General features: G+C 66.2%; 3 protein-coding genes (1 of these 3 running past the window's edge). All 3 read right to left on the bottom strand.

All coding sequences use genetic code 11. The features are described from left to right. Positions 1-192: 192 nt before the first annotated feature. Positions 193-6,072 (bottom strand): amino acid adenylation domain-containing protein, encoded by a 5,880-nt coding sequence (locus tag Q7514_RS18635; protein WP_330134739.1) that lies wholly within the window; start codon positions 6,070-6,072, stop codon positions 193-195. A gap of 174 nt (positions 6,073-6,246) precedes the next feature. Beyond that, positions 6,247-9,060, bottom strand: coding sequence for an amino acid adenylation domain-containing protein (locus tag Q7514_RS18630; protein WP_330134738.1), 2,814 nt, complete (start codon positions 9,058-9,060; stop codon positions 6,247-6,249). Positions 9,061-9,267: 207 nt separating this feature from the next. Continuing rightward, positions 9,268-16,715, bottom strand: partial view of a non-ribosomal peptide synthase/polyketide synthase gene (locus Q7514_RS18625; RefSeq protein ID WP_330134737.1) — the 3' portion only. It continues 22,417 nt past the right edge of the window; only the last 7,448 of its 29,865 coding nucleotides appear in the window; the start codon falls outside the window, past its right edge; its stop codon occupies positions 9,268-9,270.

Here is a 16,715-nt window from a genome sequence, read left to right as displayed (position 1 = left end):
ACGCCAGGCGTCACTCACCACTGTTTTCCTCGCACCTACGTCCACGTCTGGTCCGGCGGGTTACCGGACGGTATCGAGCCCCATTAGACCATCGGGGCACGATTCCTCACGTTACGTGCGTGTCGGACAGAGCGAGGTGGGGTGATCCGTGTTACGGACCACCCCGCCTCGGGGCTGTTCAGCTGTTGCTGGTCAGGAGCGTCCCGCCAGCCAGCGACCGAGAACCGGTCCGATGTGGGCCACGGCGTCTCGTGACAACATCCGCCAGTGTGTCTCCGGCACCATCTCGGTGACCACCACACCGCTCACATGCCGGTGCCAGCTCTCCGCAGCCGATGCGCTCCGATCGTCACCGGCGACGAAGATCAGCAGATCACCGTCGAACTTTCGGGGCCGATGCGTGGCCAGCGCGCGGTACGAGTGGCGCACTCCGTCGAACATCCGCTCGATGCGCGTAGGAGCGAGATCACCCAGTGGTGAAGGCAGCGCGGCGGCCAGATCCAACGCTGCTTCGGGTGTGAGATCTGCAATCGACATCTCACCGACGGTGATGCCGTTCATCGCTCCGGAGGTAGTGCCGTCGACTCCGAACATGTCGGCGACGGTCGGCGCCGACTCCTGCAGGCCCGTATCCGTATCCGTATCGATATCGGCGTCGGCGGGATAGGTGTCGAGCACCGCAAGAGTCGAGATCTGTTCGCCTTCACGTTGCAGCCCGACCGCAACGGCGTGGGCGAGCACGCCGCCCATCGACCAGCCCACCAGGTGGTAGGGGCCGTGCGGTGCGATGTCGCGGATGTGCCGGATGTACTCGTCGGCCCAGGCTTCGATGTCGGCAGGCAGGTCGGCGCCTTGCAGTGCTGGCGACTGCAGGCCGTAGACAGGGCGGTTGTCACCCAGGTGACGGGCAAGACCTGCGAAACTCCAGGACAGACCGGTCACCGGGTGGAAGCAGAACACCGGCGCCCCCGCGCCTCCGGTCTTCAACGGAAGTACGGCATCGAACGGGTCGGTGGTGGCCGAGCCGGCACCGAGCGCTTCGGCATCGATTCGAGCGGCCAACTGCTCCACGCCGGGATGCAGGAACAGCCACGGCAGCGGCACCTCGGCGAACAGGTACTCCCGCACTCGCGCGACCACCTTCACCGCGCTGAGTGAGGTGCCGCCGATCTCGAAGAAGTCGTCGTCGAGCCCCACCTTCCCGGGGATGTCGAGCACGTCTGCGAAAGCGGCTGCGACGGCGTTCTCGGTCGAGGTGCGCGGTGCCCGGTACGGCCTCGGAGCCACTTCGGGTTCCGGGAGCGCTTTCCTGTCGACCTTGCCGTTGATGTTCAGCGGCACCGCGTCGAGGGTCACGAAGCCCTGCGGAATCATGTAGGACGGCAGCATCCGGGCGAGTTCGGAACGTATCGCGGGAATGTCGAGCTGGTTCCCAGCGGGTACGACGAATGCGACGATGCGGTCACCGGATTGCACGGAGGCCCCCGGCTGAACCGACGCGACAGCCTCACGCACCTGAGGCAGCGAACGCATAGCGACTTCGATCTCTCCGAGTTCGATGCGGAATCCGCGAACCTTGACCTGGAAATCCGCGCGGTCGAGGTATTCGAGAGTGCCGGAACCGGTCGCGTCGGACGGTCGCCACCGTACGATATCGCCCGTGCGGTACATCCGGGTTCCCGGGTCGCCGAACGGGTTCGCGACGAAACGTTCCGTGGTCAGGCCGGGTCGTCCGAGGTAGCCGCGGGCGAGCTGCGTGCCGGCGAGGTACAGCTCGCCGGGTACACCCGGCGGCACGGGGTGGAGCCGTTCGTCGAGGACGAACACCTGTGTGTTCGACACCGGCTCGCCGATCGGGACAGAGGTCGAGGGCAGTTCGAGAACCTCGTGTGCGGTCACCGACACCGCGGCTTCCGTCGGGCCGTAGAGGTTGACCAGTCCGGAGGCGGACTGCGAAAGTGCCCGTTCGGCGGTATCGATCGGCAGCACTTCGCCGATCGCCAGAACCTGGCGCAGCGTGTCGGGCAACTCACCGCCCGCTTCGTCGAGTAGTGCGTCGAGCATCGACGGAACAACGTGCAGGGTGGTGACGTGTTCGCGCCGGATCAGGTCGTTGAGGTAGGCGGGGTCGCGGTGTCCGTCCGGTGCTGCGATCACGAGCCTTGCGCCTGCGGTGAGCGCGGACCAGAATTCCCAGACCGACAGATCGAACGTCGCCGCGGTCTTGAGGAGCACCGCATCGGACGACGTGAGGGCGAAGTGCTCACGCTTCCAGACGAGCTGGTTCACGATCGCACCGTGCGACACCACGACGCCTTTGGGCCGGCCTGTGGAGCCGGAGGTGAAGATGACGTAGGCAGCGTTGTCGGAGCGCAGGGGTGCGATCCGCTCGGAGTTACGGATCGCCCGGCCGTCGTAGGCATCGAGATCGAGAGAATCCAGCTCGAGAACGAAGGGACCGGTAGGTAGGTCGATCCGCTCGCGCGAGGTGGTCAGGACACCCGCCGGAGACGCCGTGTCGAGGATGTATCCGATGCGTTCGGCCGGGTGGTCGGGGTCGAGCGGTAGATACGCTCCTCCCGCCTCGGCTACCGCATACATCGCGACGATCAGGTCGGTCGACCGTCGCATGGCGAGAGCCACCACTGTCTCCGGTCCCACACCGCGATCGATGAGAAGCCGCGCCAACCGGTTCACACGCGTCGCGAAATCCCGGTAGGTGATCGTGTCGGTCCCGTCGACGAGGGCAACCGCGTCCGGTGTCGCGCGTGCCTGGTCGTCGAACAGGTCGGCCAGGGTCCGGCCAGGACCGACGGCATGCTGTTCGGCTTCCCATGCCTGCAGCATGGCTTCGAGCTCCTGCGGGTCGTGGAGGTCGACGTCGCCGACCGGAACCGATGCGTCGCCGATCACTGCGTCGAGGATCCGCACGTACCGGTCGAGCATCCGCTGCACCGAGGAACGGTCGAAGAGCGCTGTGGCGAAGCCGAACTCGATACCGAATCCGCCCTGTCCACCACCTGCGCCGTGGTCGACGATGGTCACGTGCAGATCGAACCGGACGGATGTCGATGCGGTTTCGAGCGGCTCGACCTTCAGTCCGGGCAGGCCGAGGGAATCGACGGAGAAATTCTGGTACGAGAAGCCGACCTGGAACACAGGATGTTGTGCCGGCGACCGAACAGGGTCGAGCACCTCGACGAGCCGTTCGAAGGGGACATCCGCGTTGTCGAACGCGGCGAGATCCGCTGTCCGCACCTGTTCGAGCAGTTCGACGAAGGTGTCACCGAGTTCCACCGGTGTGCGGAGCGCGAGCATGTTGACGAACATTCCGACGACATCGTCGAGTTCGGGTGCGGTCCGTCCGGCCACCGGGGTGCCGACCACCACGTCCGCGGTGTCGGACAGTCGCGCGAGGAGCACCGCGAGGGCGGCGTGCATGACCATGAACGGTGTCGCACCAGCTCGACGTGCGAGTTCCGAGATTCCCCGGTACATCTCGGGGTCGAGTACGGTACGCACCCGGTCGCCGGCGGATCCGAGGATCGCAGGGCGTGGGCGATCTGTGCAGAGTTCGAGGGTTCCGGGGATTCCTTGCAGAGTCTCGGCCCAGAACGCGCGTTGCCGGCCTGCGACGGACCGTGGGTCCTCGTCCGATCCGAGGAGTTCGCGCTGCCAGAGTGTGTAGTCGGCGTACTGGACGGGCATCGGAGCCCAGTCGGGTCGAGCACCGCCACAACGTGCGGTGTACGCGGACACGAGGTCGCGCACGAGCGGAGCCAGCGAGGATCCATCACCGGCGATGTGGTGCATCACCAGGGCGAGGATGTGTTCGCTCGGGCCGCTCGCGAGTATGTATGCGCGCACCGGGACCTGGGTCGTGACGTCGAACGCTTCGCCCGCGAGTTCGCCGAGTCGCTGCGGAAGACCCTCCGCGTCCACGGTCTCGACGACCACGTCGAACCCGACATCGGCAGGGTCGAGGATCCGCTGTTCACCGACGCCCTCGATCTCGGGGTAGACCGTACGCAGCGTCTCGTGCCTCGTAACGATATCGGCGAGTGCGGCGCGCATTGCCTCCACGTCGAGATGTCCGGTGAGCCTCACCGCGAGCGGAATATTGTAGAGCGACGAGTGTGGTTCGAGGCGGTTGAGGAACCACATGCGTTGCTGAGCGTAGGACAGGGGCAGGTGATCAGGCCGGATCCGCGGGGCGAGCAGCGACGGCCCGGCCGACGGCGAATCGTCCACACGCGCGGCCAACGACGCCACCGTCGGCTCGTCGAACAATGCCGCGGCAGTGACGGTGACACCGAGCACGGACCGGAGATGGCCCACCACACGCGTCGCAAGCAGTGAGTTTCCGCCGAGATCGAAGAAATCATCGTCCAGGCCCACCCGATCGACACCGAGCGCATCCGCGAACACCTCCGCGACCGCGACTTCCGTCGCCGACCGAGGCGCGCGGAACTCGGTGACCATCAGGCCGGGGTCGGGAAGCGCCGACCGGTCGAGTTTGCCGGAGGGGGTGAGCGGGAGCCGGTCCAGAGGCACGATCACCGAGGGCACCATGTATGCGGGCAGGAGAGCTGTCGCGTGCTCGGTGAGCTCACGAACATCCGGCTGGGTGTCGGTGCCGTGCACGTACGACACCAACTGCGTTTCCCCGGCCGCAGTCGAACGCCCCACCGTCACCGCGAAATCCACACCGGTACACGACGACAACACCGCATCGATCTCACCCAACTCGATACGGAAACCGCGCACCTTCACCTGAAAATCGTTGCGGCCCACATACACGATCCCCGACCGAGCATCACGCGGACCCCGCACCACATCACCGGTCCGGTACATCCGCGTACCACCCGGCGCCGCCACGAACCGCGACGCAGTCAACCCCGCACGACCGTGATACCCCCGAGCAACCCCGGGACCCGACAGATACAACTCACCCGCCACACCCACCGGAACCGGATGCAACCGCGAATCCAACACGTGACCAGCAGAATTGCGGATCGGCGCACCGATCGTCACCTGCTCACCCGGCACCAACGGAGCGGAGATATTGGTCATGATCGTCGTCTCGGTGGGCCCGTACCCGTTGAAGAACCGGCGACCGGGCGCCCACCGCGCCACCAGGTCCGGCGGGCACGCCTCCCCACCGACCACGACGCACTCCAACACGTCCAACCCGGCCGGATCGACCGATGCCAATGCAGCCGGCGTCACGAAGCCATGTGTCACACCCTGCCGCACAACAAATTCCGAGAACTCGGCGCCGCCGTAGACCGACGTAGGCGCCACCACCATCGTCGACGATGCCCCTACCGCCAACAACAACTCCAACACCGATGCATCGAAGCTCGGGGAGGCGAAGTGCAGCGTCCGTGACCCCGGACCCAGTCCGTACCGCTCGACCTGCTCGGCGCAGAAGTTCGCCAGTCCCGAATGCGTGACCACCACGCCCTTGGGGCGCCCCGTCGAACCCGACGTGTAGATGACGTACGCCGCGTGCTCGAGCCGCAACGTATGAATCCGTTCGTCGAACATGACGGGGGTCGAGGGCAGCGCCTCGAGCGCAGATTCGGTCTCGGGTGCGTCGACGACAACGACGTCGGCATCGGTCGACACCGCTTCGACATGGCCCGACAGCGTCAGGACGAGATCCGCCCCGGAATCGGTGAGCATGTACTCGATGCGGTCGGTCGGATAGTTGGGATCCACCGGCACGAACGCGGCACCGGTCTTGACGACGGCCCACGTCGAGAGGACCGACTCGAGCGAGCGGGTCATCAGGATCGCAACGCGATCCTCCGGTCCGACGCCGCGGCCCAGCAACAACCGCGCCAACGCGGACGACGCGGCATCGAGCTCGCGATACGTGAGAGCTCCGGCAGCGGATACGACCGCGGGAGCGTCGGGATCGCGCTCGACAGCTGCAGCGAGCAAGTGAGGCAGCAGCGGAATGGGAGTATGGCGCCGGATTCGCCTGAAACGACCGTTTCGACGGGTGAGATCACGGCCCGTATTGCTCGAATGTACATCCCCGGACTCGATGACCTCGACCGTCATACCACTCCCCGTTCTGCATCGGGGCGGAATGCGGTCGTGGGCAGCATGTTCGGCGATACCCACGGGACGAGTGTTGTTGCGCGAACGAGGCCCCCGACAAACCGGGTCACGCACACCGACCGCCTCCGAGTCTTACATGAGAACACTGTCGTTTCCAGTTGAATGATGATTGAACTATTTGATTTCAACTGAAACAGAGAACAATTCGGACATTTCGTGAACAGTGGTCCATGCCGCGATGCGCGGACCCAACACCCTACACGCGTCGGGTCCCGTCAGCTCCCAGTGGGACACCTGGACCTCACAGCGGTGCACCTCACCCGCGACGAACGGGGTCCAGTCGAGAAGGGAATGATCCGCTCCCGGTTCCGATCCCCGCGCCGCCACGAAGAGAAGATCCCCCGAGAACCGACCCGGCAGGTGGTGGGCGAGCACGTCGAACGACCATGCGATTCCGTCGAGGAAATCTGTCGTCGTGGGAACCCCGGCGGCGCCCGCATCCAGCTCCCGTGTGATATCCGACACCAATGCGCCCGCGCCGCGGAGACCTAGGTCGACGCCGCCCTGCAATGCCGCGAGGGCAACCTGCTCCACATCGACGGGTGCCTCCAACGGAGCCGGAACCTGCGTGTCGAGCAGGATCAACGACGCCACCTCGTCCCCGTCGCGCTGCAACTGCACGGCCATCTCGTGGGCGATCACACCGCCCATCGACCACCCCGCCAGGTGGTAACGCCCACGAGGCTGTAGGCGGCGGATCTCGGACACATAGAGCCGGGCCCATTCGTCGATGGATCGGGGCATTGCCTCGGTACCGGACAATGCGGGTGATTGGAGCCCGTAGACGGGCCGCCCTTCCTGCACGTACTTCGCCAGTTCCGCGAAGCTCCAGGCAAGTCCGACCACCGGATGCACGAAGAAGACCGAGTCGAGCTCCGGATCGCCGCCGCGGAGTGGGATGACCATGTCGAATGCGCCGCCCATGGCGGGCTCGTCGGACTCGACCAACGCCCCGATCCGGGCAGCCAACTCCTCCACCGACCCCGACTCGAACACCACCGGCACCGGCACCCGCACACCCACCACCGACGACAACCGCGCCACCACACGCGTCGCCGCCAACGAATTACCCCCCAAATCCACAAACGAATCATCCAAACCGACCCGCTCCACCCCCAACACCGACGCCACCACCGACGCCACAGACTCCTCCAACACCGACCGCGGCGCCCGAAACTCCCGCACCGCAAACACCGGCTCCGGCAACGCCCCCCGATCCACCTTCCCCACCGGAGTCAACGGCACCTCATCGAGCACCACCACCAACGCCGGCACCATATACCCCGGCAACACCCCCGCAACCTGCTCACGCACCACACCCGAATCGAGCACCACACCCGACTCCGACACCACATACGACACCAACGCCGACTCACCCGACGCCAACACCGACCCCACCGTCACCGCAAAACCCACCCCCGGCAACGACGCCAACACCGCATCGATCTCACCCAACTCGATACGGAACCCCCGCACCTTCACCTGAAAATCGCTACGCCCCACATACTCGAACACCCCACCCGAACCACGCCGAACCACATCCCCCGTCCGATACATCCGCCCACCCGACGACGAAAACGGATCCGCCACAAAACGAGACGACGTCAACCCCACACGACCGTGATACCCCCGCGCCACCTGCGCCCCCGCCACATACAACTCCCCCACCACACCATCAGGCACCGGACGCAAACGCTCATCCAGCACAAAACACCCCACCCCCGCAATCGCCGACCCGATCGACACCGGCGAACCCGGCACCAACTCCGACGAACTCGTCGCCAAAATCGTCGTCTCCGTCGGACCATACGCATTGAAAAAACGCCGCACACCCGGAACAGACCACCGCCGCACCAACTCCGGCGTAAACGCCTCCCCCGCCACCACCACAGTCGACAACGAATCCAACCCCACCGGATCCATCGACCCCAACGCACCCGGCGTCATGAACACATGCGACACCCGCTCCGCCGCAATCAACTCCGCCAACTCCGGCCCACCACCCACACCCGCCGGAGCCACCACCACCGACGCCCCCGCCGAAAACCCCACCAACAACTCCAACAACGACACATCGAAACTCGGCGAACACACATGCAACACCCGAGACGACCCATCCACCCCGAAATGCTCACGCTCAGCCGAAATCAACGGCGCCACACCAGCATGCGACACCACCACACCCTTAGGACGCCCCGTCGACCCCGACGTATAAATCATCCACGCCGCATCAGAGGACTCCACCGACCGCACCCGATCCGCATACGACACCGGACGCGACGACAACCCCCCCACCTCGGACACCAACCCCGCATCATCGAACACCACCACCGGCACAGAAGGCGGACACGACACAGACACCACATCCACCACCGACGACACCGTCACAGCCAACACAGCACCCGAATCCGCCACCATGAACTGCACACGCTCAGCCGGATACCCCGGATCCACCGGCACAAAAGCCGCCCCCGACTTCACCACCGCCCACAACACCACCACCGACTCCAACGAACGCGGCACCGCCACCACCACCGCATCCCCCGGACCCACACCCCGAGAAATCAACCACCGCGCCCACCGCGACGAACACTCATCGAGCTCCCGATACGACAACGACCGCCCACCAGCAACCACCGCCACCGCATCACCACACGACTCCACCGCAGACACCAACAACTGCGACAACACCACACCCCGACCACGCCCACCACGACGTTCACCGCGGGCCGGGCGCTCTGCGCGCGGGGCCCGTGGAGCGCGGGGGGCACGGGGGGCGCGGCCGCCACCGCGATCGGTGGTGCGACCGGCGTTGTCTTCGGTCGGACGCTGGGCGCTCGATTCGGGTACCGTCGGCTGCGGCTCATCCGACTGCGGGGCATTCATCGGAGTAACGCCATCCGAGCCGCCGTCATGTCGTGAACGCATGTAAAAGCCCACACCCTTCGCTTTCGGTACCTCGAAGCTCGCCTGACGCGAACCGAGCCAGCATAGTCATCCGGATCGGCGAGCATTCCTTACCCGTTAGTAGCCTCTTGATTTGATCTCTCCGGGCAGCTTCGACGTTACCGTCGGCCCGACTCGCCGCCTGCAGGCGAAGGACGGTGGGGCCACCTACGGGCGGCCCCACGCGCATCAGTGCTGGTCAGAAGCGATATGCACTTGATGTGCACTCCGCCACTGTGCGAGTACTCCTGCCGGAGCCTCGTCGACGACCACGACCACTGCGAGGTCATCGAGACCGGGTTCGAGTGTCTGCAGGGACGACGCCGGCAGATGGACGTGCGTGACCCATTCGTTGTAGAGAACACCGTCGAGATCTTCACCATCCACGACACCCTCGGGCACGAACACGACGACGGCCCCGGTCGCAGTGACGAGCAACTGCTCGAGCGCCAGTGCCCTCGCTCCCTCGCCGTCGATCCCTGCGCGCGAGACCGCCGCGCTCCGGGACTCGTAGGTCATCGAGTACCGGTCCCGCAGGCTCGCGAGCAGGTCGACGAGCTCGCCGTTCGACAGCGTCCGTGAATCGAGGACAACCGCCGGATCCGACGGCTCGACCGGACGCACACGATCGGCGTAGGTGACCGGATCCGCCGGCATCGCCGCGATATCTCGCGCGATGTCCTCGTCGTCGACCACGAACCAGTCCCCGACAGTCTCACCGACCGTCACGGCGTCGACGGTCAAGCCCCGCACCGCACCCGCCGGCAGGGTGGTGTCCCACCGCTGCGGATCGACCATCGCGAGGGCTGCACCGGTCTTTGCCACGGCCCACTGCGCGACCACCGAAGCCACCGACCTCGGCATCGCGATGGCCACGACGTCGCCGGTGCCGACACCGCGTCCGATGAGCACACGTGCAAGCTGCGACGACCGCTCGTCGAGCTCTCGGTACGAGAACTCGCGTCCTTCCTCACCGGTTGCGGCGTCCGCCGGCACCGCCAGAGCCGGCGCGGACGGATCCTCCTCGATGACCTCACCGAGGACGGTCGCCAGCGTGCGCGCCGCGGACGTGACGACAGGAGTCACCGGACCCGACTCCTCGACGATGCGCGCCGCCTCGTCGGCACCGAGCAGATCGATCTCACCCACCGCAGAATCCGGGTCCGCGACGAACGCGTCGAGCACTCGGACGAACTGCTCGGAGACCCGCGAGACCGCGGCCTCGTCGAAGAAACGCTCGAGATACTTGAACGTGAAGTCGATCGCTGTGTCGGCAACGGTGAGCAACGTGATCGGATAGTGCGTCGCGTCCTCGACACCCACCCCCGTGATGGTCATCCCGTCGATCGAGCCTGCTGCGTCGGACAGCGCTTCACGGTCGATCGGATACGACTCGAACACCAGCAGCGAGTCGAAACCGATCGGGGTGCCGGCTCGCTGTTCGATGTCGGACAGGCCGACGTAATGGTGATCGAGGAGCCCGGCCTGCTCCGCCTGCAGGCGCGTGAGCAATGCCTCGACCGATTCGTCCGGGTCGGCGTTCACCCGCACCGGCAGGGTGTTGATGAACAGACCCACCATCGACTCCACGCCGGGAAGGTCGGCGGGGCGTCCCGAGACGGTCGCGCCGAACACCACGTCGTTCCGCCCGGTGAGCCGGCCGGCAAGCACCGCCCAGGCCGCCTGGACGAGCGTGTTGACCGTGACGCCGAGTTGCCCGGCGAGCGTGGTCAACCGCGCGGTGCGTTCGGTGTCGTACAGCACCGACACCTTGGCGATCGTGTCGTTGTCCGCGTCGCGGACGACCGGCGCGAGGATCGTCGGCTCCTCCAACCCGCGCAGGGTATCGGCCCACGCGTCGAGGGAGTCATCACGATTCTGTTCCGACAACCAGGACAGGAAGTTCCGGTACGAGCGGACACGGGGCAGCAGCGACTGATCTCCACGCAACACGTACAGGGCCATCAGGTCCTGCATGAGCAGCGGCATCGACCAGCCGTCGAGCAGGATGTGGTGGCTCGTGACCGCGAGGTGGTACCGATCGTCGGCCTCCTTGACGAGCAGGAAACGCATCAGCGGAGCGGTCTCCATGTCGAACCGTCGGGCCTGCTCGGCTGCAAGCACCTCCGCCAGTTCCGCCTCGCGACGCTCATCCGGCACATCTGTGAGGTCGACCCGCCTCCACGGCAGCTCGACCTCGTCGAGCACCAACTGGACCGAGTCGCCCTCGTCGTCGGTGACGAACGCAGTGCGCAGGTTCGGGTACCGGTCGAGCAGCGCCTGGCCTGCAGCGCGCAGACGCTCCGCGTCGACGGCGCCTTCGAGATCGAGCACGGCCTGCATCGTGTACACGTCGACATGGCTCTCGTCGGTCATCGATGCGTGGAACAGCAGCCCGGACTGCAACGGTGACAGCGGCCACACGTCGCCGAGCGCAGGGTAGCGATGCTCCCAGTATTCGATCTCGGTCTGATCGAGGCCGACCAGCGGCAGATCCGACGGGGTGAGACCACCCGCATCCGGCCCTGTCGCGTACTGCGCGAGTGCCCTCAGCGCAGCGATCCAGTGCGCAGAGAGCTCGTCGACGTCGTCGTGGTCCAGCAGTCCCTCCGGGAACGCGATGTTCGCGCCCAGTTGCGGGCCGTCCGGCCCGTCGCTGACCACGGCGTTGATATCGACCGCGGCGTTCGCCGGCATGTCCGCGTCCTGGACCACGTCGAGCTTGCCGAGGGCGTCCGTCGGCGCCCACCCGATCGCCGCCAACTCCTCCGGCACATCCGCACCAGACACACGACCCAAATAGTTGAAACTCACCTGCGGCGACTTCGCCACCGCCGCCAACCGAACCGACGACTCCCCATCCAGATACCGCAACAGGCCATAACCCATCCCCCGGTCCGGAATCGCCAGCAACTGCTCCTTCACAGCCTTCACCGCAGCACCGACCGCCACACCACCAGCAAACGCCGCATCCACATCCACACCCGACAGATCCACCCGCACCGGATACGCACTCGTGAACCACCCCACCGTCCGCGACAGATCCGCCCCCGGCACCACCGCTTCCTCACGGCCGTGACCCTCGAACTTCACCAACGCAGACGACGACTCGACACCACGATCACGACGCCACCGCACCAACGCCAACCCCAACGCCGCCACCAGACCATCCGCAACACCACCACGGAACAACGACGGCACCGACGTCAACAACGCCTCGGTGTCCGAGGCGGGCACGCTGATGTCGAATCGCTCGACAGTGGACGCGGTGTCGACGGACGGATCGAACGGCCGCTCGCCGAGCAGCGGGTCGGGTCCCTCGAGAATCTGCTCCCAGAGCCCCAGTTCGTCGCGATGCGACGGCGCCGCCTCCACAAGACCGTGTGCCCAGCGACGCAACGACGTCCCGACCTCGGCGAGCTGTACATCCTGCCCGGAGACGACCTGCCCCCACGCAAGACCGAGGTCCGGCAACAGAATTCGCCACGACACACCGTCGACCACCAGGTGGTGGGCGACAACGGCGAGCACACCGGCACGCTCGGTCGAACCGAAGTCGAACCACACGAATTGCAGCACCGATCCGGCGAACGGATCGAGACGACCGAGTGCCGCGTCGATCTCGCGTCCGGCGAGAGCAGTCAGGTCCTCGTCGCTGATGTCGGCGGGAGCCTCGATACGGGTGAGGAGGGATCCTGCGTCAACCTCGCCGGCAGCGCGTACCCGGAAGGTGGCGCCGTCACCGTCACGGTCGAGGATCGACCGCAGCGCGTCGTGGTGATCCACCACGGCACCGATCGTCCGCTCGAGCACCTCCGCAGTGATGTCCTGCGGAAGCGTCACGGAGACGAACTGGGAGAACCGGTCGAAACCACCAGGCCAGCCCAGCACCTCACGCATGATCGGCGTCAACGGAACATCACCGACACCGCCACCCGGCAGTTCCTCGAGGCGCACGAGGTCCTGGGATTCGTCGCTTCGAACTGCGACCTCGGCCAGGCCCGCCACCGAACGCCGCTCGAACACATCCCGCGGCGAGAACACCACACCACGAGCCTTCGCCCGCGACACCAACTGAATCGATACGATCGAATCACCACCGAGCGCGAAGAACGACTCGTCCACACTCACCTTCTCCAAGTGCAGAACCTCCGCGAACACCTCCGCAATGATCTCCTCGACCTCACTACCGGCCGCACGAAACTCACGCTCCTCGAGCACCGGCTCCGGCAACGCATCACGATCCAACTTGCCCACCGGCGTCAACGGCACCTCATCGAGCACCACGATCGCCGACGGCACCATATGCGGCGGCAACGACCGAGCCACGAACTCCGTCAACCCCGCCACATCCACAGTCCGGCCCGCCGCAGGCAACACATACGACACCAACACCGTCGCACCCGACGCCGTGGAACGACCGAGGGTTGCGGCGAAGTCGACGGTCTCGTGTGCCGCCAGGGCGGCGTCGATCTCGCCGAGTTCGATACGGAAACCGCGCACCTTCACCTGGAAGTCGCTGCGCCCCACGAACTCGAGCTCGAGCCGATCTTCGCCGGCACGCCACCTCACCACGTCACCCGTGCGGTACATGCGTGAACCGTCCGGGCTGTACGGATTGGCAACGAACATCTCGGAGGTGAGAGCGCTGCGGCCGTGGTAACCGCGGGCAAGCGCAGCGCCTGCCATGTACAGCTCACCGGCGACACCCTCGGGGACGGGACGCAACCGCGTGTCGAGCACGAGTGCGGACACCCCGTGCGTGGGATGACCGATCGTGATCGGACGTCCCGGTTCGAGCCGCGCGAACGACGAGATGATCGTCGTTTCGGTGGGGCCGTACCCGTTGAAGTACTTACGTCCCGGTGCCCACTTGGCGAGCAGCTCCGGTGTGGTGACGTCGCCACCGACCGACGCGACCTCGAGGCTGTCGATACCCGTCGGATCCATCGTTCCGAGCACCGCCGGGGTGATGATCGTGTGCGTGACGCGTTCGGTGCGCAGCAACTCCGCGAGATCCGGGCCGCCGATGATCGTCGACGGCACGACGACCAGGGTCGCGCCGCTCGTGAACGCCGCCATCCACTCGAGCACCGACGGATCGAAGCTCGGCGAGCAGATGTGCAGGAAGCGATGACCGGCACGCAGGTGGTACAGCTCGACGGCGGTGTCGACCACCCCTCCGAGACCCTGGTGCGTGACGACGACACCCTTGGGTCGGCCCGTCGAACCCGAGGTGTAGATGACGTAGGCCGGGTGGAACAGCGACAGCGGACGCACCCGGTCGGAGGCACCCACCGGCAACTCCGACTGTCCGTCGAGTTCACTCGCGAACGCCGCGTCGTCGAGCACGATCCAGTCGGAGTCCCCGGGCAACCCGTCGCGATAATTCGAAGACGTGATACCCAGGACCGCACCGGAATCGGACAGCATGTACCGCACGCGGTCGACAGGATATGTCGGGTCGACCGGGAGGTGCGCGGCACCGGCCTTCGCGATCGCCCACACGCTCAGGACCATCTCGTACGACCGCGGGTACGACACCGCGACGATGTCCTCCGGGCCGACGCCCCGTCCGATGAGGATGCGCGCGAGCTTCGACGAGGTCTCGTCGAGTTCGCGGTAGCTGATCGAGCGCCCCTCATAGCGGACCGCGGTGGCGTTCGGATCCAGTGTGACCGCCGCCGTGAGGATATCGGCGAGGGTTCCGCCCGCACCGACGTGATCCCCATGGACGTGCGTGAGCCGGCCGGACTCGTCGGCGTCGAGCATCGGGAGATCCCCGACCGGCGCCTGCGGATCCGCGAGGATGCCGGCGAGCAGCAGTTCGAACCGATGCGCGAACTGTTCGACAGTACCGTGGTCGAACAGCGCACTCGCGTAGGAGAACTCGGCCGACATACCGGCCGGTGCGCCGTCCTCCCCGATGCCCTCACGTAGCGTGAGCGACAGGTCGAACTTCGCCGTGTCCACATCGAAAGGCACCCCGGACACACTCAACTCCGGAAGTTCGAGGCCTGCGGACGGCAAGTTCTCGAACGACAGGGCCACCTGGAACAGCGGGTGCCGCGCCGTCGACCGCTCGGGCTCGACGATCTCGACGAGCCGTTCGAACGGGATGTCCGCGTGGGCGAATGCCTCGAGGTCGGCCTCACGGACCCGCGACAGCAGGTCGGTGAACGGCTCACCTGCGTCGACCCGGCTCCGCAACACAAGGGTGTTGACGAACATGCCGATGAGGTCGTCGAGTTCGGACTCGCCGCGGCCCGCGATCGGTGTGCCGATCGCCACGTCGTCGGAGTCGGACATTCGCGCCAGGAAGACCGCGAGCGCCGTGTGGACGACCATGAACATGGTCGTGCCGGTTCGGCGGGCCAGCGCCGCCAGTTCACGATGCGTGGACTCGCCGAGCGCGAACTCGACCCGGCCGCCGGCGAACGACTGCACTGGCGGGCGCGGACGATCCATCGGCAGGTTCAGCTCGTCCGGTACACCGGCGAGCGCGCGCTTCCAGTACTGTGCCTGCGTCGACAGCAGGCTCTCCGGATCGTCCTCCGAGCCGAGAACCTCACGTTGCCACAGCGTGAAGTCCGCGTACTGCACCGGAAGCGGAGCCCAAGCAGGTTCTTCACCGGCCGCGCGGGACACATAGGCCGCCATGACATCACGCGTGAGCGGAGCCATCGACCAGCCGTCGGCACTGATGTGGTGGACGACGAACACCAGCACGTGATCGGCAACAGACGTCCCGTCGCTTCGCTCGCCCGCAGCATCCCCCACCCGGTACAGAACCGCACGCAACGGCACCTGCGTGGTCACATCGAACCCTGTGCCCACGATCTCCAGGATCCGTGCGGGCAGTTCTGCTTCGTCGACCTGCACGGCGTCGAGGTTCGGAATCGCCTCGTCCACCGGCAGGATCTGTTGGTAGGGACGACCGTCGTCTTCCGGGTAGATCGTGCGGAGCACCTCGTGCCGATCGAGCAGGTCACGCACGGCCGCCTGCAGCGCATCCGCGTCGAGAGCGCCGGTCAGACGCACTGCGACAGGAAGGTTGTCGGCGCTCGACGTCGCATCGAAGCGGTTGAGGAACCACATGCGCTGCTGCGCGAGCGACAGCGGCACCCGATCCGGGCGCTGCTGCGGCACCAACGGTGCCCGGGGCGCCGACCCGGAGTGCTGCTCTGTCTGCGTCGCGAGCGCGTGCACCGTCGAGGACTCGAACAGCACCCGCACCGGGATCCGAACGTCGAGCGCAGCTCCGAGACGCGCGACGAGTTGCGTCGCGATCAGTGAGTTGCCGCCGAGCGCGAAGAAGTCGTCGTCGAGGCCGACACGTTCGACACCGAGGACATCGGCGAAGGTCGTCGCAACGATCTCCTCGATAGGTGTCGTCGGAGCACGGAACTCGCGCGCCTCGAACGTCGGTGCCGGCAGTGCCTTGCGGTCGAGCTTGCCCGACGTGTTGAGCGGGAACTCGTCGAGGACGACCTGTGCAGACGGCACCATGTACGAGGGCAGTATCTCCGACGCGTGGTCGATGAGCTCTCCGGTGTCGATGTTCCGTCCCGGTGTCGGCACGACATACCCTGCGAGTTGGTCACCGGTCGGTGTCTGCACTACGAGCACCACGGCCT

The organism is Rhodococcus artemisiae, assembly GCF_036327795.1.
Taxonomy (GTDB): domain Bacteria; phylum Actinomycetota; class Actinomycetes; order Mycobacteriales; family Mycobacteriaceae; genus Rhodococcus; species Rhodococcus artemisiae.
This window is presented reverse-complemented; position numbering and strand designations above follow the sequence as displayed.

Bases quoted from the DNA above. Each gene is read 5' to 3' on its own strand.
- Q7514_RS18635 (WP_330134739.1), bottom strand. From the start codon at position 6,072: ATGACGGTCGAGGTCATCGAGTCCGGGGATGTACATTCGAGCAATACG.
- Q7514_RS18630 (WP_330134738.1), bottom strand. From the start codon at position 9,060: ATGCGTTCACGACATGACGGCGGCTCGGATGGCGTTACTCCGATGAAT.